The organism is Adhaeribacter soli (assembly GCF_008727925.1).
In the GTDB taxonomy this organism is placed as follows: domain Bacteria; phylum Bacteroidota; class Bacteroidia; order Cytophagales; family Hymenobacteraceae; genus Adhaeribacter_A; species Adhaeribacter_A soli.
Genome location: NZ_VTWT01000007.1, coordinates 325,568 through 350,416 on the forward strand (window position 1 = coordinate 325,568; position 24,849 = coordinate 350,416).

General features: G+C 48.0%; 24 protein-coding genes. 15 read left to right on the plus strand and 9 right to left on the minus strand.

What is annotated here, in order from left to right; all coding sequences use genetic code 11:
* Window positions 1–28: 28 nt before the first annotated feature.
* Window positions 29–691, plus strand: a complete 663-nt coding sequence (locus F0P94_RS14380) for a hypothetical protein (RefSeq protein ID WP_150904586.1) — start codon at window positions 29–31, stop codon at window positions 689–691.
* A gap of 41 nt (window positions 692–732) precedes the next feature.
* Here the strand turns inward: F0P94_RS14380 and F0P94_RS14385 are convergent, their stop codons facing one another.
* Window positions 733–2,658, minus strand: a complete 1,926-nt coding sequence (locus F0P94_RS14385) for a gliding motility-associated C-terminal domain-containing protein (protein WP_150904587.1) — start codon at window positions 2,656–2,658, stop codon at window positions 733–735.
* 254 nt (window positions 2,659–2,912) lie between these two features.
* Between F0P94_RS14385 and F0P94_RS14390 the strand changes: the two genes are divergently transcribed.
* Entirely contained in the window at window positions 2,913–3,350 is a 438-nt protein-coding gene (locus F0P94_RS14390) for a DUF4345 domain-containing protein (protein ID WP_150904588.1), read from the plus strand.
* Window positions 3,351–3,421: 71 nt separating this feature from the next.
* Here the strand turns inward: F0P94_RS14390 and F0P94_RS14395 are convergent, their stop codons facing one another.
* The 3 genes from F0P94_RS14395 to F0P94_RS14405 form a co-directional block, all read right to left on the minus strand.
* Window positions 3,422–3,766, minus strand: a complete 345-nt coding sequence (locus tag F0P94_RS14395) for a chaperone modulator CbpM (RefSeq protein ID WP_150904589.1) — start codon at window positions 3,764–3,766, stop codon at window positions 3,422–3,424.
* Between the two features lie 153 nt (window positions 3,767–3,919).
* The gene (locus F0P94_RS14400) at window positions 3,920–4,852 is read right to left on the minus strand and encodes a DnaJ C-terminal domain-containing protein (RefSeq protein ID WP_150904590.1); all 933 of its coding nucleotides are present in this window, start codon (window positions 4,850–4,852) and stop codon (window positions 3,920–3,922) included.
* A gap of 494 nt (window positions 4,853–5,346) precedes the next feature.
* Complete coding sequence (locus F0P94_RS14405; protein WP_150904591.1) at window positions 5,347–5,739, minus strand: DUF6960 family protein; 393 nt, start codon at window positions 5,737–5,739, stop codon at window positions 5,347–5,349.
* A 323-nt stretch (window positions 5,740–6,062) separates the two neighbouring features.
* On the opposite strand from F0P94_RS14405, the gene F0P94_RS14410 reads away from it, so the two are divergent.
* The 9 genes from F0P94_RS14410 (at window position 6,063) to F0P94_RS14450 (ending at window position 17,447) form a co-directional block, all read left to right on the plus strand.
* Window positions 6,063–6,260 (plus strand): hypothetical protein, encoded by a 198-nt coding sequence (locus F0P94_RS14410; RefSeq protein WP_150904592.1) that lies wholly within the window; start codon window positions 6,063–6,065, stop codon window positions 6,258–6,260.
* 166 nt (window positions 6,261–6,426) lie between these two features.
* Window positions 6,427–7,071 carry a PRC-barrel domain-containing protein gene (locus F0P94_RS14415; protein WP_150904593.1) on the plus strand — a complete coding sequence of 215 codons (645 nt, stop codon included), beginning with the start codon at window positions 6,427–6,429 and terminating at the stop codon, window positions 7,069–7,071.
* Between the two features lie 167 nt (window positions 7,072–7,238).
* Complete coding sequence (locus F0P94_RS14420; RefSeq protein WP_150904594.1) at window positions 7,239–9,992, plus strand: 2-oxoglutarate dehydrogenase E1 component; 2,754 nt, start codon at window positions 7,239–7,241, stop codon at window positions 9,990–9,992.
* Window positions 9,993–10,140: 148 nt separating this feature from the next.
* Window positions 10,141–11,754: a 2-oxoglutarate dehydrogenase complex dihydrolipoyllysine-residue succinyltransferase gene (gene odhB, locus F0P94_RS14425; RefSeq protein ID WP_150904595.1), complete on the plus strand. Its 1,614-nt coding sequence runs from the start codon at window positions 10,141–10,143 to the stop codon at window positions 11,752–11,754.
* Window positions 11,755–12,153: 399 nt separating this feature from the next.
* Window positions 12,154–13,557 carry a dihydrolipoyl dehydrogenase gene (gene lpdA, locus F0P94_RS14430; RefSeq protein ID WP_150904596.1) on the plus strand — a complete coding sequence of 468 codons (1,404 nt, stop codon included), beginning with the start codon at window positions 12,154–12,156 and terminating at the stop codon, window positions 13,555–13,557.
* 212 nt (window positions 13,558–13,769) lie between these two features.
* Window positions 13,770–14,054, plus strand: a complete 285-nt coding sequence (locus tag F0P94_RS14435) for a hypothetical protein (RefSeq protein WP_150904597.1) — start codon at window positions 13,770–13,772, stop codon at window positions 14,052–14,054.
* 156 nt (window positions 14,055–14,210) lie between these two features.
* Window positions 14,211–15,293, plus strand: coding sequence for a DUF3616 domain-containing protein (locus tag F0P94_RS14440; protein WP_150904598.1), 1,083 nt, complete (start codon window positions 14,211–14,213; stop codon window positions 15,291–15,293).
* Between the two features lie 74 nt (window positions 15,294–15,367).
* On the plus strand, window positions 15,368–16,657 hold the full coding sequence (locus tag F0P94_RS14445; protein ID WP_150904599.1) for a zinc dependent phospholipase C family protein: 1,290 nt from the start codon (window positions 15,368–15,370) through the stop codon (window positions 16,655–16,657).
* 73 nt (window positions 16,658–16,730) lie between these two features.
* Window positions 16,731–17,447 carry a TVP38/TMEM64 family protein gene (locus tag F0P94_RS14450; RefSeq protein WP_225307228.1) on the plus strand — a complete coding sequence of 239 codons (717 nt, stop codon included), beginning with the start codon at window positions 16,731–16,733 and terminating at the stop codon, window positions 17,445–17,447.
* Window positions 17,448–17,686: 239 nt separating this feature from the next.
* Here the strand turns inward: F0P94_RS14450 and F0P94_RS14455 are convergent, their stop codons facing one another.
* Window positions 17,687–18,343 (minus strand): hypothetical protein, encoded by a 657-nt coding sequence (locus F0P94_RS14455; protein ID WP_150904601.1) that lies wholly within the window; start codon window positions 18,341–18,343, stop codon window positions 17,687–17,689.
* Between the two features lie 248 nt (window positions 18,344–18,591).
* On the opposite strand from F0P94_RS14455, the gene F0P94_RS14460 reads away from it, so the two are divergent.
* Window positions 18,592–18,915, plus strand: a complete 324-nt coding sequence (locus F0P94_RS14460) for a hypothetical protein (RefSeq protein WP_150904602.1) — start codon at window positions 18,592–18,594, stop codon at window positions 18,913–18,915.
* A gap of 256 nt (window positions 18,916–19,171) precedes the next feature.
* Here the strand turns inward: F0P94_RS14460 and msrA are convergent, their stop codons facing one another.
* On the minus strand, window positions 19,172–19,648 hold the full coding sequence (msrA, locus tag F0P94_RS14465; RefSeq protein ID WP_150904603.1) for a peptide-methionine (S)-S-oxide reductase MsrA: 477 nt from the start codon (window positions 19,646–19,648) through the stop codon (window positions 19,172–19,174).
* 191 nt (window positions 19,649–19,839) lie between these two features.
* Between msrA and F0P94_RS14470 the strand changes: the two genes are divergently transcribed.
* Complete coding sequence (locus F0P94_RS14470) at window positions 19,840–20,328, plus strand: DUF421 domain-containing protein (protein ID WP_225307229.1); 489 nt, start codon at window positions 19,840–19,842, stop codon at window positions 20,326–20,328.
* Between the two features lie 129 nt (window positions 20,329–20,457).
* On the plus strand, window positions 20,458–20,937 hold the full coding sequence (locus tag F0P94_RS14475; RefSeq protein WP_150904604.1) for a hypothetical protein: 480 nt from the start codon (window positions 20,458–20,460) through the stop codon (window positions 20,935–20,937).
* A 115-nt stretch (window positions 20,938–21,052) separates the two neighbouring features.
* Here F0P94_RS14475 and F0P94_RS14480 read toward each other — a convergent pair whose 3' ends face one another.
* Entirely contained in the window at window positions 21,053–21,232 is a 180-nt protein-coding gene (locus tag F0P94_RS14480; RefSeq protein WP_150904605.1) for a hypothetical protein, read from the minus strand.
* A gap of 248 nt (window positions 21,233–21,480) precedes the next feature.
* Between F0P94_RS14480 and F0P94_RS14485 the strand changes: the two genes are divergently transcribed.
* Window positions 21,481–21,813, plus strand: a complete 333-nt coding sequence (locus F0P94_RS14485; RefSeq protein WP_150904606.1) for a hypothetical protein — start codon at window positions 21,481–21,483, stop codon at window positions 21,811–21,813.
* Window positions 21,814–22,051: 238 nt separating this feature from the next.
* On the opposite strand, the gene F0P94_RS14490 is transcribed toward F0P94_RS14485, so the two are convergent.
* Together F0P94_RS14490 and F0P94_RS14495 are read right to left on the minus strand one after the other, a co-directional pair.
* Window positions 22,052–22,963: a M48 family metalloprotease gene (locus F0P94_RS14490; RefSeq protein WP_150904607.1), complete on the minus strand. Its 912-nt coding sequence runs from the start codon at window positions 22,961–22,963 to the stop codon at window positions 22,052–22,054.
* A 248-nt stretch (window positions 22,964–23,211) separates the two neighbouring features.
* The gene (locus F0P94_RS14495) at window positions 23,212–24,729 is read right to left on the minus strand and encodes a FlgD immunoglobulin-like domain containing protein (RefSeq protein ID WP_150904608.1); all 1,518 of its coding nucleotides are present in this window, start codon (window positions 24,727–24,729) and stop codon (window positions 23,212–23,214) included.
* Window positions 24,730–24,849 lie beyond the last annotated feature (120 nt).

Here is a 24,849-nt window from a genome sequence, read left to right on the forward strand (position 1 = left end):
ATATTTGATATAGCATAAGTTGCGCCGGATGAAGAAAAATTATTTTGGTTACAGGCCTTGCCTTTACCTGATCGCTGTTCTGTTTATGGGCTGCACCCAGAATCTGAATACGCAACAGATCTATAAGCCAGGCAGAGAGTGGATCTATCAGGTTTCTGAGTTCGATTCCAAAGGCGGATTAGTAGATTCGTTTAGTTTTCCTTTGAAAGTGCTGGAAGGGACATTTTTCTTGCAAACGCAAATTCAGTATTCGGTAACCGAGCATAAGCCGGATGGAAGTAAAATTGAAACTTCTGAAACTACCGGCGTGGCGGAATTGGAAGATAAAATCTGGCTGCATCCTTTCAGAAGCGGGAGTTTACGCATTACCGAGCTTGCCCCTTTCCCGGAAATAAGGCTGCCGGCAGCAATCGGGAAAACCTGGAACAGCACCATTACGATTGGCCCCGGCTGGAAAGAATGGGCCGGTAAAAAAGTTGAGAATAGATACCATATTACGGATACAACTTCAATAAGAACGCCTTTCCGGAAATTTGAAAATGCCTGGAAGATAACGGGAACCGGTACCAGCGAGCTGGGGGTTTATAAAGTTTCGCATTACTTCCACGATAAATATGGTTTTGTGGCTACGCATTATCAGAAACCAAGCGGCGAAAAAGTTTTTGTAGAATTAAAAGAGGTGAATTTTTAAAGCCGATCCGTTACTTTTTCCTTTGAAACGCTACCATTTTCTCAATTCCCAATCAACTCCACCCAGCCCTTTTTTATTTTCTGCTGCCCCTTAAAATCCGCGTATTTTACCAGGTAATAATAAACCCCATCCGCTGCTTTTTTGCCGTTTACCCTACCGTTCCAGCCTTTACTCACTTCGGCAGTTTCAGAGATAAGCTGGCCCCAACGGTTGAAGATCTTTAAAGTTCCGGAAGCCACGCCGCACATTTCCATGGGCATAAAAGCATCGTTGCGGCCGTCGTTGTTCGGCGTAAAAATGTTCGGCAGCACCAGCTTTTCGTGATCGCCGATCTGTACACTGAAATTTTTCGTACAGTTGCGGTAAGTAATTAAAACCTCGTAGATGCCGGGTTTGGTGGCGCGGTAAACGGCGTCGGTAGAGCCGTCCTGCCACTGGTACGTAGCGCCGGGTATTTCAGCATTTATGAAAACCGGCTTATGCTGGCAAAGGACTGTATCGGTGGTTAAAGCGGGTTGCGGGAAAGGGACTTCGGAAACCGTAATGGTGTCGGAGGCGGTCAAGGAACTGCAAGTGTTGGAGGCCTGCAACCAGTATTTACCAGGCTTTTTTACCACAATAGCAGGAGTGGTTTCGCCGGTAGACCAGCGAAAGGCGTTCCAGGCGGCGCCTGAATTATCTTTCAGCAGTAAAGAGGAGCCCGCGCATAAAAGGCTGTCGGCTTGAATGTTTACTGGTGCCGGAATAATGCTGCTGCAATGCGACGTAACGGTGTTGGGAATAGGAATAACAGGGTAGGTCTTATTTACCACGTTAGAAGTATGAGAAAGGGTAAAAGAGGTGACGGGGTTGCTGGTTACCGGTTCGCTAGTAACGGTGGTAGTAATGGTGGTGTCGCAACCGGTTTTCAACTGGTTATCGGTTTTGGAAAAAAACAGCCGCGAGTTGTTGGAAAGGCCTATGTAACAGGTGCCAGCGAAAAGGGTAGTGTTTTCGTCGGAAAAACCTACATGGTTACCTCTGAAACCACCCATACTTGGTTTAAAATTAAGTGCGCCTTGTTTTACAATATTTAGTTCTTTATCGAATTCGATCACGTTCGGGAACCCGTTCTTGTTAAATACCCCCACAAAATTTCCGTTGCTTTTCGGGTATAGCAGCGACGAAAGACCTGAATAATCTAATACCTTCCGGCCGCCCCAAAGCAAATTCCCTTGTTTATCTACTTTGTGAAAGCTTATCTTGTTGTTCGGCATGCTGGTACCGGTAAAAATATAGCCATCGCTTACCTCTATCGGCGGGAAATAGTAATCGGAAGCACCTATATTTTTAGCCCATTGTACATTGCCGGCATTGTCGGTTTTTACAAATGCATTGCCAAACCGGGCCAGAACCCCGTTGTCGGACGTAGAAATGGCGCCACCCCAGATCGGACCATAATCGTAAAATCTGGTCCAGCGGATATTGCCGTTTGCATCGAGCCTGGTAATAGCGTTGTAGCCCACATTGGGGCTGATATGATTTACATTGGCGGCCATAATAAAATCGCCATCCGCGGTTTCGGTAATGGTATAAGGGAAATGTATATAATCCGGATCGTTATATTCTTTGCTCCAGATTATAGTGCCGTTAGCCGAAAGCAGGGTAACGGAAGTGCTGTAAATTGTACCGTTTGGTATCTGGTTAAGTAAAATAAAGCCACCATTTCGGGTTTGGTTGATATCGCCGGGGTAAGACCTTCGTTTAGAAATTTTATATTGCTTAGCCCACTCCGTCTCGCCGCAACTGTTAAATTTATAAAGCATCAGGCTGTCTGAGGAAAAAACGGCTATTCCCTGGTCGGCAGTCTGGAATACCCGCACATCCCGTCCGAAGTTTAATCCCGAAATGCTTTTTACAAACGTACTTTGACCGCTTGCTGCTTTATAAAAGAAGAGCAAAAAGAGGATAACCGGCAGTTTTTTCATAGGAGCAGGGTAGTAGCCGTTAAGGTTGCTGGCTTTTCAGAAAGACGCAGCAAGCGCCGGAAACGTGGCCTGGCTATCCTTAAAATTTTCAGATCAGGCTTAAAATCAGCAGCTAAAACAGAGAACGGGAAAATCTGTAAGATTACAAGGTTGGTTTTTCAGAAAGAAGTCCCAGTCTGAAAATCTTGATGCGCGTCAAGGTTTATTTTTCAGCGGTAACCCACCTTTGTCCTGTACTTTAAAGTTAAAAGATCATGAAAAAACAAAGCACAGTAATGGTGGCAGCCAAAGGATTTATCCTGCTATCGGCCTTGAGTTTATTATCGGTAAGTTTAATGGCCTTTGCCAGCCCCCAGGCGGTAATGGACCTGGTGCAGGTGAAACTCGGGAATACCGATGCGTATAGTTCTATTCGCGGCGTGTACGGCGGCGTAGGCATGACACTGGTAATAACGCTTATTTATTTGATGCTGAAAGATGCCCGGAAAGGATTGGCGTTTTTAATGCTGCTCTGGGGCTTTTATGCTCTTTCCCGTACCATTACCATTTTCTCGGAAGGGGCTTTGGGCGAATTCGGATCGCAATGGCTGGTAATAGAATCGGTATTTTTTATAATAGCAACGGGGTTGTTTATGGGTACCCGGAAAAGCGTTCCGGCGCGTGCGGGTTTGGATCTGAGCGTAAGCGTTTAAGAAAATGAGTTGTTGAGGCTTCAGAAAGCATGGGTAAAATTACCTGTGCTTTTCTGTTTACGGGCAGCTGCTTAAACTTCACTTTCCAAGTCATTAACCTGGTTGCCCGTGCCGAATAAACGCAGATCCTGCTCCTGTTCCAGTTGGCGCAAGCGGTAGCGGATCGTTTCCAGTTCCGAATTTATGGAAAGCATTTGATCGCGCATGTTCAGGATAATTTCCAGGCCCTCTTTATTGATGCCCAGCTCGGTGTGCAGCCGCAACATGCGTTCGGCCTTCTCAATTTCTTCGGCCGGTAAATAAACCTGCTGTTCCTGTTGCTGCAATCGTACCAATCCAAAATCGGCAAACTCGCGGATGAGTTCTACCTGAACGCCATGGTACGTACAAAATTCCTCGATCGCGATGTAATTCATTTTTTTTGGATGTTAGAAATTAGACATTAGATTTTAGACTTTCGAAAACGCTAAGCATCTGGCTCGGAAAAGTCAATTAACAAACAACAATTAACAAACAACAATTAGCAATTAACAATTAGCAATTAACAATTAGCAATTAACAATCAATAATCAGGAACGAAGTTCAGCCAGTTGGCGGAAGAGGTCCTTTTCTTTGTCGGTGAGTTTTTCGGGCAGGTGGAGTACGGTTTTTATGTAGAGGTCGCCGTGCTGGCCGGGGTGGTTGTAAACGGGGAAGCCTTTGCCTTTTAAGCGTAGCATTTTGCCGTTCTGGGTTTCCGGCTGAATTTTTATCCTGATCCGGCCGCTTAAGGTGTCTACAATTTCTTCGCCCCCTAAAGCAGCTTTGTAAACGCTTACCGGTGCATCAATAAACAGGTCGTTGCCTTTGCGGGTGTAGCGGTGGTCGGGCGTAATGCGAAGGGTGATATACAGGTCGCCGTTTTCCGCGCCGTTCATGCCCGGGCCGCCGCTACCTTTTAACCGGATTGTCTGGCCATCTTCCACGCCGGGCTTAATGCTGATGCGCAGGTTTTTGCCGTTCAGGGTTATGGTTTTCTGTACCCCATGAAAAGCTTCCGCCATGCTTAAGTTTAGTTCGGCGGTATAATCCTGACCTTTATGGGCCATGGAGCCACGCCGGCCACCCCGCGTTCTGCCGCCGCCGCCCATGCCGCCAAAAATTGAACTGAAGAAATCGGAAAAATCGGTGCCGCCAAAATCGCCTTCGAAATGCGTGTACCGGCCGCCACCCGGACCCGCCCCGCCGGTGTACTGGCTCCAGTCGAAACCGCCTGGACCACCGCCGGTCTGTTCGTAGCGTTTCCAGTCGGCACCCAGCTGGTCGTACTTTTTGCGTTTTTCCTCGTCGCTCAGTACTTCATGGGCCTCGCTAACTGCTTTGAATTTCTCCTCTGCTTCCTTGTTGCCGGGGTTTACATCGGGGTGGTATTTCCGGGCCAGTTTCTTATACGCTTTCTTGATCTCGTCCTTCGATGCCGTTTTACTTACCCCCAAAGTCTGGTAATAGTCCTTGTATTCCACAGGTCAGAAATTTAAGACGTTCGTTTGGGTTTTATACGGGATTGAAAGGAATTGTTGTGATCCTACCCAATAGGTAATTCATGGGAGTTTTTCGCTGTGGCCCGTCAGCTAAAGCAGACGGCAATGAAAGCTTTCTGAATACGATTTTCAGGATTTTTTTGATTTTCAGGATTGCCGCATGAAGAATTAACCACCCCCGAACCCCTCCTTGAAAAGGAGGGGAGCTTTGGCCGCTGCTTCATTTGACTTTTGGGGCTTAAAACCTGAAGTACAGAATTGAATTGCCCTTGGCTTCAGCCAAGGGACCACGGCGGCTGTTGAATGGCTTTAGCCGAAATAAAAAAAGCAAAGTAATCTGGCTAAAGCCAACAGGAAAATCTGCAACTTCCTTAGCTAAAGCCAGGGCCAATTGAAATCCTGGCAATCCATTCAATCCTGAAAATCGTGTTCAAGACAATAAAACTCCCTCCCCTGAACCAGTTGTTGGGGTGGGGTCAAACCTTCACCAACTCCACTTCGCTAAAAATGCCCGGGATTTTGCGTTTGCGCTGCACCAAGGCATAATAAGCGCGTCCTTCGCTTTCGTTCCAAAGTACGTCGTTTATTTCGGCGGGCGTATCCGGCAGGTCGGGGCGGTTCTGCACTTTTACCCAATCGCCGTAGCGCAAAGGTGGTCGGTCTACTTCCGAGAAAAGCTCAGGCTTTACTTTGTACTGCCGGTCCTGGTAGCGAAGCAAGAGCCAGCCGTTGGCGGTTTCCAGTAGCTCAAATACCTTTCCGGCAGGATGAATATCTTCGAAATCGCGGCGGTTGGCCGGGTGGATGTAGGTATAACCGTGCTCGGGAAACCAGGGATAAAGTCCGAAACGAAGAGGCTGGCGACGCATGTTTTAATTTGAAAATTTGAAAATTTGCAGGTTTGGAAATGGGTTTACGAAGTTGCCTTCAGAAAATGAAAGCTTTTCGGACACCAATTCCATTATAAAGGTATAAACGGATTTAATTAATCGGAAACGGCTGTCTTTTATTTTATGGATCAGCCCGTTTTGAGTTTCATTTCCAAATCTCCAAATCTTCAAATTCCCAAATCTTCAAATCAATAAAAAACCCCTACGCCTTTACCCCGTAGAAACAGTACTTTTTTTGCCGCGAACCGTACTGATCTTCAATGGTAAAATTGCGGCACAGCTTCTACCAACAACCTAAAACTATGGCTGAAATAAACATCGAACGCAAAAAACGCTCCGGTTGGGGCTGGTTGCTTTTGCTTATTCTGCTGGCACTCATTGGCTGGGCGGTTTACAAATTCTTCTTCCAGGATACTACTCAGTATGAACAGGATAAAAGCCTGGAGCAGGCGCCGGTAGGCATGCTTTTCGTGCACGAAGAACCCATTTACCTGACTTAAATTTTAGCCTGAATTTTCATAACGAGTTATCCGGTTAAAGTCTTTCCGGCTTTAAAATGGTAGGATTTGCCATCCGGAAACTGCCATTGAGTAATATAAAAAGTCGAGCAATCGAGCATTCAACAATCGAACAGTCGAATACCTAACCATCGAAAAATCGAAAACCATGACCACGCATTATACCGACGAAAATAACTTTAACGGCAACCCGGCATCCACCTTGTCGCCCCTGAAATCGCTTAAAAATTTTAAAGTCGCCAAAGATAACCTTGATGTGCGCGGCTGGGAAGTGCTGGGCGCCGATGGCCGTAGGTTGGGCGTAGTAGACGACCTGATCGTGGATGAAGCCCTGATGAAAGTCCGGTATCTGGATGTAGATATTGATAACAGCCTCATCCATAATAACCCCGATCATCATTTGCTCGTGCCCATCGGTTCGGCCCGTCTGCAGGCAGATGGCGACAAAGTGTACGTAAACCACCTTGACCAGATGACCCTGCCGCGCTACCCGCTTTACGGCGGCGGAGCCGTAGCGCCGGAATACGAACGACTTTTACGCGAAACCATGATCAATCCGGACCGGACGCCGGTGGCCGCCGAGCAATCCAAAACCCCGATCCAGTCAGAATTCTATAACCACGAATACTTCGATGAACAGAAATTTTACAACCGGCCGGGTAGCGGCGTAACCAATCCAAATCCGGTGCACCACGATCTCGATACCATTGAAAGATTAATAAGAATGCGGGAAAACGGCAGCCTGACCGAAGAGGAATTTCAGATATTGAAACGCCGGGCAATAGGCATGTAGTGTTGCCGGTTTTTGAGACTGAAACCATACTATTCTGAAGCATTTTCAGAATAGTATGGTTTTTATTTTGTTGTTAATCAGCTTTATTCGTGAATGCGAATATGTATTTTAATCTAATATAGGTAATTAGTATCTTTGCCCTTAATCACTTACCAATTCAACTCCGCATGGATCAATATTCATATATCGCCAATGCGCACGGAGCCTACATCGATGAGTTGTACAAAACTTATCAGCAGGACCCGGAAGCCGTAGATTTCGGCTGGCGCAAATTCTTCGAAGGTTTTGAGTTTTCTCAAAACTACCCGGCCGAAAACGGCCAGGAAACTGCTGTCGCGGCCAAGCCGTCTGCTGCTGCCGGGGCTCCGACCGTTTCCGATAAAGAAGTAAAGGTCTTTCAGCTGATCCATGCGTACCGTACCCGCGGCCATTTGCGCTCTAAAACCAACCCGGTTCGTCCGCGCAAAGACCGCCATGCCATGCTCGATCTGCAGGATTTCGGCCTTTCCGAGGCCGATCTGAACACCACGTTCCAGTCAGGCAGCCTGATCGGGATCGGCGCGGCACCGCTCAAAGACATTGTCGCGGCGTTGCAGAAGATCTATGAGCGCACCATCGGTTTCGAGTACATGTACATCCGCGACCCGAAAGTGCTAAGCTGGCTGCAGGAAAAAATCGAGAAAGATTCCCTGAACTTCAACCCGGGTATCGAATACAAAAAGCGCATTCTTTCCAAACTGAACGAAGCCGTAGTATTTGAGAACTTCCTTCATACCAAATTCTTAGGCCAGAAACGCTTCTCATTAGAAGGTGGCGAAACGACCATTCCGGCCCTGGATGCGATCATCGAAAAGGGCGCCGACTTGGGCGTTAAGGAAGTGGTAATTGGCATGGCGCACCGCGGCCGCTTGAACGTGTTGGCCAACACCATGGGCAAAACCTATGAGCAGATCTTCTCCGAATTTGAAGGCACTGCCGTTCCGGACCTGACCATGGGCGATGGTGACGTGAAGTACCACATGGGCTTCAGCTCGGAAATTGAAACCACATCCGGCAATAAAGTTAATCTGAAACTGGCTCCGAACCCATCGCACTTAGAGGCGGTGAACCCGGTGGTAGAAGGTTTTGTGCGTGCAAAACTCGATACCATGTACGGTAAAGATTACAATAAAATTCTGCCGATCCTGATCCACGGCGATGCCGCTGTTGCTGGTCAGGGTATTGGCTACGAAGTTACGCAGATGAGCCAGTTGGAGGGTTACAAAACCGGCGGAACGCTGCATTTTGTAATTAACAACCAGGTTGGTTTCACCACCGATTTCGAAGATGCCCGTTCATCTATTTATTCTACCGATTTAGCGAAAATAATCGATGCGCCGGTGCTGCACGTAAACGGCGACGATCCGGAAGCGGTGGTTTTTGCTGTTCGTTTGGCAACTGAGTACCGCCAGATGTTCCACGCCGATATCTTCGTGGATATGGTGTGCTACCGCCGTCATGGCCATAACGAAGCCGATGAGCCGAAATTCACCCAGCCTTCGCTTTACAACCTGATTTCCCGCCACAAAAACCCGCGCGAAGTTTACAACGAGATCTTGATCAGCCGCGGCGAGATCGATGCGAAACTGGCCCAGGAAATGGACAAACAGTTCCGCGACATGCTGCAGGCCCGTCTGGATATGGTAAAGCAAAAGCCGCTGCCATACAACTACCAGAGCATGGAAAAAGAGTGGCAGGAATTGCGCCGCTCCAAACCGGAAGACTTCGAGAAATCCCCTGAAACCGGAATTTCCCAAGAGGTAATTGAAAAAGTGGGTAAAGCGTTAACGGTAGTTCCGGAAGGCTATAAACCGCTGAAGCAAATCGAGAAATTGCTGAAAGAGCGGCAGGATATGTTCTTCGGCAGCAAAGTATTGAACTGGGCAGCCGCTGAATTACTGGCTTACGGTTCTATTTTGCTGGAAAACAAAATTGTACGCTTAAGCGGTCAGGATGTGCAGCGCGGAACGTTCTCGCACCGCCACGCCGTATTGCACGACGTTAACACCAGCGAGCCATACAACAGTTTAGACCACATAGCCGAAAAACAAGCCAGCCTTGAGATCTACAATTCCCTGCTTTCTGAGTACGGCGTGTTAGGCTTCGAATTTGGTTACGCTATGGCCAACCCGAATGCCCTGGTTATCTGGGAAGCTCAGTTCGGCGACTTCGCCAACGGCGCCCAGGTAATGATCGACCAGTTCGTGACTTCTACCGAATCGAAGTGGCAGCGCATGAACGGCGTAGTAATGCTGTTACCGCACGGCTACGAAGGTCAGGGCCCGGAGCACTCCAACGCCCGCCCGGAACGCTTCCTGCAACTGGCTGCTGAATACAACATTTTCGTAACCAACATCACCACGCCGGCCAACTTCTTCCACATGCTGCGCCGCCAGTTGGCTCTGCCATTCCGCAAGCCATGCGTGGTTATGTCGCCGAAGTCGTTGTTGCGCCATCCACTGGTTTCTTCCCCAATCGAAGAATTTACCAAAGGTGGTTTCCGCGAAGTGATCGGCGATGATTATGCTACGGCCAAATCGGTAAAAACCGTACTGCTTTGCACCGGGAAAGTGTATTTCGACCTGCTGGAAGAGCAACAGAAAAACAAGCGCAAAGACGTAGCTATTATTCGCATGGAGCAGCTGCATCCGTTCCCGAAAACCCAATTAGCCGCCGAACTGAAGAAGTACAAAGGTGCCAAAGTTTACTGGGTACAGGAAGAGCCGCAAAACATGGGCGCCTGGATGTACATCCTGAACGCCATGCGCGCGGAAGTAGCAGACGTAATTTCCCGTAAACCAAGTTCTTCCCCAGCCACCGGCTACAATAAAGTGCACCAGAAAGAGCAGCGGGAAATTGTAGAACGGGCGTTTAGTTTGTAATATAATGATTTAGGGACGCAATATCGTTGACACAATAATGTAGCAATAATGTAGAGACGCCCTATTAGGGCGTCTCTACCGCGCAAACGACCAGTCAAACGAAAACAGGCCCGAAATAAAAAAAAGAATTAATTCTAAAGCAAAAGAAATGTCATTAGAAGTAAAAGTACCGGTTGTCGGCGAATCGATTTCCGAAGTAACCATAGCCAAATGGCTTAAAAAAGATGGCGATACCGTAGCCATGGATGAAATCATTTGCGAACTGGAATCAGATAAAGCAACGTTTGAATTACCAGCCGAAGCTGCCGGTGTTTTAAGGATAGTAGCGCAGGAAGGCGACACCGTAGAAATTGGCGGTGTACTGTGCACCATTGAACAGACCGGCGTTTCCGGAACCGTTACCCCAAGCCCGTTAGCAACCGACGCAAAATCGGAACCAGCTGCCGGTCAGGCACCTCAGTTTACAGCGCCGGCTGCTGCTCCGGCACCGGCTGCTGCTCCGGCACCGGCTGCAGCTGGCGGCACACTGGATATTAAAATCCCAACTGTAGGCGAGTCGATCACCGAAGTAACCATCTCCAAATGGCTGAAGAACGACGGTGACCAGGTAGCGATGGATGAAGTTTTATGCGAACTGGAATCCGATAAAGCAACCTTTGAACTGCCTGCCGAAGCGGCCGGAATATTGAGAATCGTAGCTGCTGAAGGTTCTACCATTGAGATTGGCGCGGTAATCTGCCGCATCGAAACTTCCGGCGCTCAGGCCGGCGCTGCCGCGCCACAGGCTGCTGCTCCGGCTCCGGCGGCTCAGCCAATGCAGGCTGCTGCCACTTCCGGTGCACAAACCTATGCTTCCGGCACGCCTTCGCCGGCAGCAGGCAAAATCCTTTCAGAAAAAGGCATCAACCCGGCCGATGTACAAGGCTCCGGCCGCGACGGCAGAATTACAAAGGAAGACGCCATGGGCGCGCAAGCCAAACCAGCGCAAGCTGCTCCGGCTGCAAAACCTGCTGCAACTTCAGCTCCTGCCGCTGCATCAACTGCTGCTCCGGTAGCTGGTTCGAGAAATCAGCGCCGTGAAAAAATGACCAGCCTGCGGAAAACCGTAGCGCGTCGTTTGGTGCAGGTGAAAAACGAAACGGCCATGCTTACTACTTTCAACGAAGTAGACATGAAGCCGATCATGGATATCCGGAACAAATACAAAGATAAGTTCAAAGAAAAGCACGAAGTAGGTTTAGGCTTCATGTCGTTCTTCACCAAGGCTTGTACCGTAGCCTTGCAGGAGTGGCCGGCCGTAAACGCGATGATCGACAACGGCGAGATCGTATTCAACGATTTCTGTGACGTTTCTATAGCTGTTTCTTCGCCGAAAGGCTTAGTGGTTCCGGTTATCCGCAACGCCGAGCAGCTGAGCTTAGACGGTATCGAGAAAGAAGTTATTCGTTTAGCCAAGAAAGCCCGCGACGGTAAATTAAGCATCGACGAAATGACCGGCGGTACCTTCACCATCACCAACGGTGGTATCTTCGGTTCCATGATGTCTACGCCAATTATCAACGCGCCGCAATCAGCTATCTTAGGTATGCACAACATCGTGCAGCGCCCGGTTGCCATCAATGGACAAGTTGAAATCCGCCCGATGATGTATTTAGCCCTTTCTTACGACCATAGAATAATTGACGGCCGCGAGTCCGTGAGCTTCCTGGTACGCGTGAAGGAGCTGCTTGAAGATCCGATGCGCTTATTATTAGGCGTTTAATTTGAAATGATAGAAGAGGAGGGAAGAAGGTTTGGCTGAATTTCCTCCTCTTGTTTTTCGATCTGAAATGCGCGGACCCACCCCTAACCCCTCCGAGGAGGGGAATTGGGAATTTGTAGTCGCAAGATTGAATTATTTGAAATAATGCTTTCCAATAAAATATTTGTCATGTTGAGCGATAGCGAAACAACTTGTAGGCTTTTAGCAGAAGCTTTTCTACGGCGAGCCAACAAGGTCCTTCACTAGCGTTCAGGATGACAGGTGTATATGTTGCGAAAGCTTAATGTGGACCCACTTCCGAAGAAAATACATTATCTGATAATTCCCCTCCTCGGAGGGGTTAGGGGTGGGTTAAAAGTATTACGAAAAACCGGAGGCAACTCCCTAATGAAATAAGCAATGAAATACGATGTAACTGTTATCGGTTCCGGCCCCGGGGGCTACGTGGCGGCAATCCGCTGTGCACAGCTGGGCATGAAAACCGCTATAATTGAAAAATACAATGTTTTGGGTGGTACCTGCTTAAATGTGGGTTGTATTCCTTCCAAAGCGCTTTTAGATTCTTCCGAGCATTTCCACAACGCTGCCCATACTTTCAAGGAGCACGGCATTGAGCTGGAAAACCTGCAGGTAAATCTGGAGCAGATGATCAACCGTAAGGCCGGCGTTGTAAAATCGAATAACGACGGGATTACTTATTTAATGAAGAAGAACAAGATCGATGTGTACAACGGTCTGGGTTCTTTCGTGAATAAAAACAAAATTAAAGTAACGCCGGAAAGTGGCGAAGCCCAGGAAATTGAAACCGAAAAAGTGATTATCGCGACGGGTTCCAAGCCAACGGTGCTGCCTTTCCTGCCGGTAGATAAAGAGCGCATCATTACTTCCACCGAAGCCCTGAAACTGAAAGAAGTTCCGAAGCACATGATCATCATTGGTGGCGGTGTGATCGGTCTGGAATTAGGTTCGGTGTATGCGCGCTTAGGTTCTAAAATCACCGTAGTAGAGTTCCTGGATTCCATTATCCCGACCATGGACCGCGCTTTGGGTAAAGAATTGCAGCGCGTTCTGAAGAAAACTTTAGGCTTCGAATTCTTCTTCCAGCATAAAGTAACCGGCGCCACCAATACCGGCGAAGGCGTAAAAGTAACGGCCGAAAACCCGAAAGGCGAAACCGTTACCTTCGAAGGCGATTACTGCCTGGTTTCTATTGGTCGTAAGCCGTACACCGATGGTCTGAACCTGGAAGCTGCCGGCGTACAAATGGCCGAACGCGGAATGATTGCCGTGAACGATCACCTGGAAACCAACGTACCGGGCATTTTCGCCATTGGCGACGTAGTTCGTGGCGCGATGCTGGCTCACAAAGCCGAAGAAGAAGGCGTATTGGTAGCGGAATACATGGCCGGTCAGAAACCTCACATTAACTACAACCTGATCCCGGGTGTGGTGTATACCTGGCCGGAAGTAGCAGGCGTTGGTTTCACCGAAGAGCAACTGAAAGAGCAGGGCCGCGCTTACAAAACCGGTTCGTTTCCTTTCAAAGCCTCTGGTCGTGCCAAAGCTTCCATGGATACCGACGGTTTCGTGAAAGTACTGGCCGATAAGAATACTGACGAGATTTTAGGCGTACACATGATCGGACCGCGTATTGCCGACTTAATTGCCGAAGCCGTAGTTGCGATGGAATTCCGGGCTTCCGCGGAAGACATTGCAAGAATGAGCCACGCGCACCCGACCTACACCGAAGCGATGAAAGAAGCCTGCTTAGCCGCCACGGAAAACCGTGCGATCCATATTTAACAAATCTGGAAATTTGAAGATGTGAAAATTTGAAAATTGTTTTTAGATTCAACATCATCAGTTTTCTTTTACTGAAATGCCTCCTGGTACTGCCATTCCGGGAGGTATTTTTTTGCCCTGATTTTTTTGAGGGTTTGGGATAGCTTTAGGGTTTAAAATGACTATTTTAAGGTTCTCATAAGATAGCTTGATGGCTTTTTAAATTTTACGACATGGATGTAAGAGATCAGTTAACTGAAAAGATAACTGAGGTTTTAACGACTATTGAAGGGTATAAAAATCTAAATGGAATTACATGGTTCTATGAAGAGGCAACGACTGTTTTGTTTAGGCTTCAGGAAAAAGTTATAAATGGGGAGAAGATAAAATTAGAACTACAGAATTCACTTTTTTATCTTATTACTATCACTGATAGGCTATCAGAAGATTCAATACTTAGCAAACAACTTTGGAAAATTGATTCCTTAATCAAAGACTATATTTGGGAAAGGTTCTAATTCCGATTCTAAACCGAAACTAATTTAATTGCCCTTTGCTGGAATAAATTGAATTACTATGCCTTTCGGGGCATGGAGCAGCATAACCCAACCCCACCAGAATCAGTATGCAACAACACCTGAAAACTACTTATGTTTAAAGGCAAAACATACTTCATGAAAAAACACCTCAACCTCGAATTCAACGAGAAGCTAAGCATAAACAAAGCCGGCAAGCACGTGCGCGACGGGCTTTCTACGGCCATCATTTTAGGCGACAACCTCTGGATTGCCTGTGACGAACGGAGCAGCCTCGAACGCCTCACCCGCACCGATAAGGACACCTTCGGCAATCACCAATCCTTCGATTTAACCGAGTTCCTGGAATTGCCCGATGCCGACAGCGAAATAGATGTGGAAGGCCTTGGGTTTGAAGACCATTACCTGTGGCTCGTAGGTTCGCATAGCCTGGCCCGGAAGAAACCCAGAAAAGCCGATACGCCGGAAAAACAGATCAAGCGGCTGGCGAAAGTAAAAGACGATCCGAACCGCTATTTGCTGGCGCGTATTCCGATGGTGAAAGACAAGGAAACCGGCGAATACGTATTGCGCAAAGAATGCCCGCACCCCGATATCCCGAACGTGAAATTGCACGCTGCCCAACTGGTAAGCTACGGCGATAAAAACAAATTAATGAGCGTACTGGCCAACGATATTCACCTGAAACCTTTCCTGAACATTCCCGGCAAAGACAACGGTTTCGATATTGAAGGCCTGGCCTTGAGCAAAGAAAAGATCTTTATCGGTTTGCGCGGTCCGGTTTTGCGGGGTTGGGCCATGATCCTGGAAGTGGCGATCGAGGATACCAAATCGGCGCATTTCAAGCTGAAACCCATCGGCGAAAAAGGCGCATTCTACAAAAAGCATTTCCTGCACCTGGAAGGCATGGGCATCCGGGAATTACGCGTAATTAAAAACGATCTGCTTATTCTGGCCGGCCCTACCATGGATCTGGACGGAACCATTTCGGTTTACCGGTGGAAAGATGCCATGAAGCAGGAGTCAGAAGCCATGGTGCACCGCAAAGAACTGGAACGCTTATTCGACGTGCCGCATGGCTCCGGCGATACCAGCGGCCAGGACAAAGCCGAAGGCATGGCACTCTACGACGAGAGCCACGTATTAATTGTATTCGACAGCCCAACAGAAAAACGGAAAACCGGAGATAACGGAGTAGTAGCCGATATTTATAAACTCTGAAAACGGTAAGTTTGGAGCCGCTAAAACCGACCTTTGCCAGATTTTGATCCGGTGGCACACTGGCCTTGGGGTAAATGCGTAGGAAAGAAGTAAACAAAACTGGTTTGCTTCAGAAGATCTTATTTTCCTTTGCAGTTATTTTGCTTTCCACCGGCTGCTTGCAGCTGCAGGCTTATTCGGTGCTTACACACCAGGCCATGATCGATGCAGTATGGAGCAAAGAGATCGTGCCGGTGCTGGAAGAACGGTTTCCGGGAGCTTCTGCCGGGGAACTGAAAGAGGCGCACGCCTACGCATACGGCGGCGCCATTGTGCCCGATATGGGGTATTATCCCTTCGGAAGCCGCTTCTTTACCGACCTGGTGCATTACGTACGCACCGGCGATTTTACCCGGAATTTAATTTCTGAAGCAACGAACCGCAACGAACTGGCTTTTGCTCTGGGTGCGCTGGCGCATTACCACGGCGATATTCAGGGGCACAAACTGGCAACCAACCTGAGTGTGCCGCTGGTTTATCCTAAAACCGGCAAGCACTTTGGCCATGTAGTTACCTACGAAGATGATCCGGTAGCGCACATGCGTATGGAATTCGGGTTTGATGTGCTGCAGGCGGCCCGGGGCAATTATGCGCCCCAAGCTTACCGCGATTTTATTGGCTTTAAAGTGGCCGGAAATGCATTGGAACGGGCATTTTATAAAACGTACGGACTTCGACTCAAACAAATTTTTGTGTACCTGCCGCTGGCTGCGCTCGTTTTCAAAGTCTCGGTGAAAGTTGTTTTGCCGTTTTTTACCGGCATTGCCTGGGAGTGGATAGATAAAGACGCGCTGAAAAATAAAGACGGCACCGCAAACCAGAAAGTAGCGCATTTGCTCCGCCGAAGCAGTTTTGACGAAATGCTTCTCCGGAATAGCGATGGGCCTAGCCTTTCGACCAAGCTTTTAGCTATGGGTTTCAGGTTTGTGCCTAAGGTCGGATTGCTGAAGACGCTCAATTTCAAGATTCCCACCTCCGAAGCCGAAAGCCTTTTTGCGGACAGCTTTGATGCGGCCCTGCACCAATACCGCTTTTCGCTGCAAAGCCTGCCGGAAAATCTGCCTGCTTTAACCGATTACAACCTCGATACCGGTTTTGAAGCGCATAGAGGCGAATATTCTCTGGCGGATGAAACGTATTCGCGCTTACTCCTGAAACTCTCCGACAAAGGTTTTAAAACTGCTCCGGCTACGTTGAGCGCCGACGGCCTTCACTATTTTGCCACGCAGCCACCATCCGATTGCCGCATGGAGAAAAAGCAGTGCCGCAAAACCAAAGCCATGCTGCAACAGCTGCAACAAATAAATAAGCCAGGCAATAAATAAAAAACAGTATCCTTTCCTACCCAAAAAACCGTAAAACGCTTCGATCTTCTCCCGCAACAAACCAATCCGGCATTTGAAACCTGAAAAAGAAGAAAAATCGGGCAAGCTACCGCTCTATCTTACCTTAGGCATAGTTTTAAGCATACTGGCAGCGTATTTTTTCTGGCCGGCCTTCGGCGAAACCGTGCGCGAAGGCTGGGAAGTATTGCTTTCGGGTGACCAGGAAAGAATTTCTGACTGGGTGATGCAATTTGGTTTCTGGGGGCCGTTCTTTATCATTCTGTTTATGGTGCTGCAAATGTTTTTGTTTGTAGTAAATGTAATGCTGCTGATAATTGTAGCGGTGCTGGCTTATGGTCCGGTCTGGGGTTCCTTGCTTTCGCTGTCCGGAATTATAATTGCTTCTGTAATTGGTTATTTTATTGGAAAGGTGTGGGGAAGTAAAGTGGTGCATAAATTTATTGGCAGGAAATCCTCCGCCAAAGTAGAAGCCGCAATAGCGCGTTACGGCATCTGGGCGGTAATTATTGCGCGTGTTTCGCCCTTTCTTTCCAACGATGCCATCAGTTTTATAGCCGGTGCCGGCAATATGCCTTTTCTGAAATATATGGGAGCAACCATCGCCGGTATTACGCCGCTCATCGCTTTCATTGCCTTTCTGGGTAACGATTTGGAACAGCTTAAAACCGGCCTGATCTGGGTGTCGGTGGTATCAATTCTGGGCTTCATCATCTACTATTTCTACGACCGCAACAAGCGAAAGAAAGCCGGCAAGATTGAAAAACGGTAGGCTTTAAATGTGGGAAAAGTACTGAAAAACAGTAGGCTTCAGCCATAAAAAAGCAGCCCCGGTATATGGATATTTGCTTGACGGGATTTATAATCCCGTCTTTACCGAGCCGTGGGATTTGTAATCCCACTTTCTAAAAATTAACTTGACTATGTATTTGTCACTGCATAAAAAACAGCCCCGGTGTCATCAGACACCGGGGCTGTTTTTTGTAATAGGTCTAAATTTAAAGATCGAAATTAATGGCTACCGGCCGAGCTTCCTTCCTCGTTCGGATTCTGGCGGGTACGGGGCGGGAACTCGCCGGCGTGCATGTGGTCGCCGCCGCTTTTCAGTTTTCCGGGAGGGGTACCCCCTTCGTAGCCTTTATAGGCATCCGGCGTGCCGGAGGTTCCGGAACTGCTGCCGCTGCCCTTGCTCTTATTCTTTATCCAGGCATTCTGGTTGTTGCCCCTGTGCGGATCGTTATAAGTGGATTGGCCTTTATGATCGGATTGCGGGCCATGGCCGGCGCCCCCGCTGCTTTTTCCGCCGCCGTTACCTTCGGTTTTACCGCCCATGTGGTTGGCCACGCCGCCTTCACGCTTCACCGATTGGTCTTGCTTCCCGGTTAACGGGTCTACGCGGAAATCGTCGCCTAAATGAAGGCCGGTTGTCCGCTCTTCACTGCGTTGGTCGCGGCTGGAGCCGTCCTTTAAACTGCCATGGCCGCGAACTTCGCCGGCTTCGGTATGGGAGCGGATGCTATTTTCCGGCGTTTCGGCTTTGGCGCCCTGTTCGCCGGCTAAGCTTTGCCGTTCGCCCGGTCCGCCACCCTGACGGCCTTCTTTATTTCCATGTCCGGCGGTGTGGTCGCGGTGACCACGTTCGCCACTTTCTTGCTTCTTATTTTTCATAGCTTTCAATTTTAAGTGAATCGAAATGCGGTAAACGCTTTAAAAAGCTGCCGCATTAATACTTTACGAACCACCGTCACCCAGGTTCTTGCGGGCTTTGCACTTCTTAATTAAATGCTTATCATTTTCTGAAGTAATCCGGCCTTTTAAATGAAACCAGACCCTACGCTTATCCGATATAGAAAGTCCGGGGCTTTATGTGCGCCGCTTTTCCAGTACTACCTTCAACCTTTAATTTTTTTTATATTATGAGAAATCCAAACAATCCATCTTCTATGCACAACAGCTATCAGGAAGGCAGTTCAAACCAAAATATGGGCTCCAACATCGGCGGGTCTTCGAACATAGGCGGTAGCTCCGGCTTCGATTCCGGTTCTTCTTCGGGTATGATGAACAACCTGAACAAAATTCCGGACATGCTGAAACAGGCCGGCAATTCGGTTACCAAATCGGTGGGCAACTTAAGCACTACCCAGAAAGTTATTGGCGGCGCTTTACTGGTGCTGGGAGCCGGCTGGTTATCGACCCGTTCCAAAAACGACTTCGGCCACCGCAAAACCGGCCGCCGGTAAGCTAATACATAATGCAAACAAAAAGCCCGGTAGTTTTACCGGGCTTTTTGTTTATAATAATTTCAATATTGAAGAAAGTAGATCCTAAATAAGCATGGAGTTAGCAAGCTGGTAATCAATTTAGGTAGCCGAACCTTAAATTTCAAACAGATTGCTCGCGGCTTCAGCCCTGATTCTAGCTGAAGTTTTAATGAACAAGCGTTTTCCTGTACAAGAATCTATTGCTGTTTGCTATAGCTAACGGTTAGCATATTTTCTAAACGAGCTGTAAAGCTTTATGTCCGCGCTTTTCCAGATATTGCTGATGGTATTCTTCGGCCCGGTAAAAAGTGGCAGCCGGACAGATCTGAGTTACAATTGGTCGGTTCAGGTATTTGGTAGTTTGCTGCAGGAAAGCCCGGGAGGTTTGCGCGGCTTCGTTCTGCGAAGGGCTATGGTAGAAAATGGCCGAACGGTACTGCGAACCAACATCGGAGCCCTGGCGGTTCAGCGTGGTAGGGTCATGAAGTTGCCAGAAAGCTTCCAGCAATTCATCGTAAGAAACCTGCGACGGATCGTAAAGCACTTCCACTGCTTCGGCATGGCCGGTAGTGTCCGAACAGACTTCTTCGTAGGTGGGGCTTTCGGAGGTGCCCCCCATGTAGCCCACACACGTGGCTGTTACACCTTTAAGCTGCCGGAAAACAGCTTCAACCCCCCAAAAATTGCCGGCCGCAAAAGTGGCTTTCTCCATACCGCTAAAATAAAAGTTTGTACTACGAAACAGGTTTATGAATACTGGCTTGGAGTATACATGCGTATAAATACCTCCCCCGGGACTTATACGGCTCAGTTAAATTTAAGTAAACAAAATTTTAAATTTTTTTAAATAATGTATGAACCCGGCAAAGTAAAAGCAGTAAAAGCAAGGGCAACAACAAGGCTATGGAAGAATTTTTCGAGGCGTTACTGGGTACCCAGGGTGATATTACTTGGTGGCAAATGGGTCTCCGCGCCGTTATCGTGTTTATTGCCGCCCTGATAATCCTGCGCACCGGCGACCGGCGGGTATTTGGTAAAAACACGGCTCTTGACATTGTAATGGGCATCGTGCTGGGCTCGGTACTGAGCCGGGCCATAACCGGCAATGCCCCTTTCGGGCCGGCGCTTTTTACTTCGGTGGTTTTAATGGGGCTGCACCGGATTACCGCTTACTTTGCCTTTCACTATCCTAAATTCGGTAAACTGGTTAAGGGCCGGGAACTGCAACTCATAAAGAACGGGCAATTTCAGGAAGACGCCCTGGCGCAAGCCAAAATTACGAGAAACGACCTGGAGGAAGCTACCCGCCAAAACAGCGTAGAAAACCTGCAACAGGTGAAAGATGCCTTTATTGAGCGGAACGGCAGCATCAGTATTATTAAAGCCGACTAAACAAACCCGATTCATTCTTTAAGTGATTTTTACGATCCTGCTTTTCGGCGCTGAAACAACCGTAGTATCTGCTTTGCGTTTATGTTGTACTACGTTTATGGGGCTAATTTTTAACCAACAGAAAAGATCATGAGAAACAAAAAACAGGAACAAAACCATAATTCGCTTTGGATGGCGCTTGCCGGAGGCCTGGCTGGCGCCTGTGCGCTTACGCTGGTGCACGAAACCGTGCGGCGCCTGAACCCGGATGCACCCCGCATGGATGTGCTGGGCATGCGGGCCCTGGCAAAAACGATACGGGCTGCAGGCCACGAACCGCCTGCCGAAGACAAGCTTTTCGGCTGGACCATGCTCGGAGACATTGTTTCGAATGCGCTCTATTACAGCCTGACGGGTACGGGTAAAGGCGTTTGGCTGAAAGGGCCGGCCCTGGGCCTTGCGGCCGGTGTGGGCGGCGTAATGCTGCCGGGGCCATTGGGTTTAGGCGAAGGGCCCAGTAACCGGACCACCCAAACCAAAGTGATGACGGTGGCCTGGTACCTGCTGGGAGGAATAGCAGCAGCAGCGGCTACGCACTGCCTTACCAGTTTGGCAGATCGTAAAGAATAAAGCGGAGGCCGGGAGATTAAGAATAAAACAAGGCCCGGCTTTAAGAAGAGCCGGGCCTTGTTTTAAAACTTATCTTGTTCAATGGTTTAAAATTGGTTCACCGGTGGCTTTCAGGTTAATGAACGCCGCGGCCGGAACCGCTTTTCTTGCCACCGTGGTCGTGTTTGTTAACGGTTGCCCACGCGCGTTTTTCTGCTTCTTTATCGCTTACGCCGCGTTTTTCATAGCTTTCTTCAATATGTTCGGCCTGCCGTTTTTGTTTGTCGGTATAAGCCGATTTATCTCCTCTTGGCATATATTTTACCCTTTCTTTTTAAATGAACGGATGGTTTTTCATAGGTTTTGCTACCGTTTTTCTCGGCTGCTTAACCTATTTAAGTATACGAAAATGGAGAAATTTAAGGGAGTTGTGTATTTAAGGAATCTGCTAAAAAATAGGATTATATAGTTAAAATGTAGATAAAGTTATAAATGCGGCAGATTTTCCTGTTTTTGTCATACAAAAAAGTTAATTTTGGAACTTGTAACCAAAACTACTCACAGATGACGAAAGCATTTAGCCTCTTTTTGCTGGTTTTCTCGCTGGCGATTACCCAGGGTTTTTCGCAGGCAACCAGTAATCCTGCGCCAACAGAAACCCGCGATCAGGAAAGAAAGACGGAACCTCAGAAATTGGAGGCCAGCCTTAGCCCGGCTGAACAGGCGGAACGCGATATGCTGGTTCCGCGCAAGTACCAGGAGCAACTGGCTATTGAAGCGTCCAAACCTATCAAGTACGGACCTGCCAATGGTACCCGGAAAACCTACCACAAAAAATCTTCTTCCCGCAAGAAATACTACAGCCGGAAGCGCAGTACTTCCAGCCGGAGACGCTAAGCAAATAGCTTTAAAACAGTACGGAAAGCTGCCCCAAAACCGGGTAGCTTTTTTTTTGCTGCTTTTGCTGCTGTATTCTGAATGCGGAAAAAGGATGTGATTAAAGCGGCGGCGCGTTATTTCCTGCTACCGCCTTGGAAGATAAAGCATCGGGATAAAGAAAAGCCCTGATTGGTTAGATCAGGGCTTTAAAAGTAAAGGTGAAATGATGTTCCAGGGAATATCGCCTTTTAGTATCTTAAGATAGCCAGCCTAATTTCTTACCCTGCTGGTTATAAATAATGCCGGTTTTGCTCACAAACAACGGTGCGATCTGCGAACCCTGCACCATGAAAGGGAAATCTTCGTGGTTGGTTTGGGTAAGCTGCCCGATCACCAGCAACTGGTTATCTTTAACCCGAACCAGGTTCCCGCGGGTGGTAATGAAGTATTCTTCTTTTGGCGCATTTTTAAAGGTTACTTTGCTCAGAATAAACCGGTTATCAAGCGCCACTTGTTGGGCCGGAGCCTGTTTTGGCTGCACCTGGGTAATTACGGCTTTGGTTTTCGGGATATTTCTTACCTGAGCCGGCTTATCGGAAACCACCGAATTGGTAGCCAGCATCTGGTTATTGGCATTGCGCCACCCATTGCCAATGGCAGCCAGCCGGGAAGTCCGGCCCGGGTGCGTGTGCGAATCTCTGTCGTCGGAAAGCACCGCCATGGCTGCCTGGGCATCGGCTAAGGAAGCGCCCATTTTACGCAGCACAAACCCTGAAAACTCATCGGCTTCCAGTTCATCGGCCGGGTTGCTGCCGCCTCTTACCAACGTATGGCCGTTTAAGTGGTGACCAATTTCGTGGGCCAGAATACTAACGGCAGCCCAGTCGGTGCGCGAAGCATTGTTTACTTCGTTTAAAAACCGGGTGTTGTACAGGATATAGCGTTGGCCGTTTAAAATTACCGCGGCCGCATTATCGATATTGGCTTCGCGCATCTCGAAACGCGGGGTTAACCCTACTACATCAATAATCTCCTTTACAATGTCGCGGGCGCCGCGGATTTTGGCCGTGCGGTTATTCTGTTGGGCAAAAGCAATTTGCGGCGTGGTTGAAAGGGTGGTTAACCCTAACAACAGCGCGATATAGTAGTATCTTATTTTCTTATTCATAGTTCCTGCTTTCTCTCTAAACGCGACTGAAACCGGGTTTCTTGCATCGCTGTATTGAAACAAATCTGAAGCCGATAAGTGCAAATTTGCGGCCAGAGTTTTTATACGCAAAAGGGTAGGGTTTTGACGTAAGGAACAGACTAAGTGGTTAAGAACAGGAATTGATAAAGCTGAAGACCGAAAAGAAAAATAAAGCAAAAAGCCAGCCATCACTGGCTGGCTTTTTATTGCTAAAAGGTAGCGTTATGCTATAGTTTCGTGAATTTTATGGTTTGGCTTACCTGATTTTCTCTGATCAGTTTTGCTACGTATTGCCCTTTGGCTATGGTGCGTCCTTTTTCCCAGGTTACTTCCTGCAAACCGGCGGCCTTGCCTTGTAAACTTACCCGATCTACTTCCTGGCCTAAAGCATTAAGAATAACCAACGTCTGCTTGGCTGTATGATGCAGGTTTACCTTAAAAATAATAGCATCCTGAAAAGGGTTTGGGTAGGCAAGAATGCTTTCAGCTTTGTTGCGGGCATTTGTTATTCCTGTAGCTGTGCCTGAGCTTGTAACCATTACCGCCATGGTTTGGGTGCTGAAGCCCATCAGCGGGCAGGCATTGTCCGTTACTTTAACGGTAAAGTAGTAGGGTACACCGGTGTTAACAGTGGCTGATGGTGTCCAGGTTAATGTTCCGGCATGGTTCCCTCCGGATGAAGGCGTAAAAGTAGCGCCGGGTAAAACAGAAGGAGCATCAGTGGTAAGCTGCACGATATCACCAGCATTGCTGTCAATTCCTGTCAGTTGCAGGTTTAATGTTCCTCCGGGCCGCACCGTTATTATATCGGTATTATTAATTGCCTGATTATTGGCTATGCTTGTAAAGGTCGGGTTAGCATTGGCAGCATTATCTTTAATTATAATAATCATATCGCGGGTGGTGGTACCAACAATTACAGGAGCGCCTCCAAGGTGGCGCCATTCAGTTACTTTTACAGCTACGGTATATTTGTTCTTGTCCGGCCCAAAAGTTGAGTAAGCCGGCGCTACAAAGGAAATTACCCCGGTTTTCGGATCAATGGTAAATGGCGTTGATGAGGGAAGAGGGGTCTGCGCAGAATAGCCGGGATTGTAGGTTACAGCCGTATTGGCTGCACTTAAGGCAGGTACCAGCGAATAGGAAAGCGAATCGCCATCTTCATCCGATGCCTTGTAGCTTAACGTTGCAGGCATATGCTGGTTTAATATGGGTACCACTGGTGTCAGGGGATTAAATTTCGCTGAATTATTAACCAGCTGGGTCTGATTATCAATTCTGAGGTAGGCTTCTACGTACATAGCCGGCTGAGATGGTACATTAACCGTTACAGGTCTGACCCCGTCGAACAATACACTCAACGTCCAGTCACTACAATTCATTTCAGCAGGAGAAAAAGTGAACGTTGCCTGGTAGGTGAATTTCTGATAATTAACGCTGGTGGAAGTACAGGTATTGGATGCTGAAGGGCAATAAGGAGTACCTACAGTTCCGGTGGTCGGGTTTAATTTGTTCAGGTTTATAGTGCGCCCTTGGTTGCAGCCCTGAGAAACAATTTTAAGCGGGTAAGTGGCAGATTCCGTGGCACCCGAACAATCCCTGTGATAAGTAAGTTGAACTACGTAGGTACTGTAGGCGATCTGGGTATAGGTAAGTTCTGAAGCCATCTGGTGAGAGGCGAAACTTTGGGTTCCACTTAAGATGCCCAGTAAACAAATTAAAACAGGGAGTAATTTTTTGGTCATATATTATAGTTATGATTTAGGTTTATTATTTATTTCAAAATATAAGTGGTTTTTACTCGATAATAATCTTCTTTACCGCCGAGGCTTTCTCGTTAAACACCTTCAGTAAATAAACCCCTT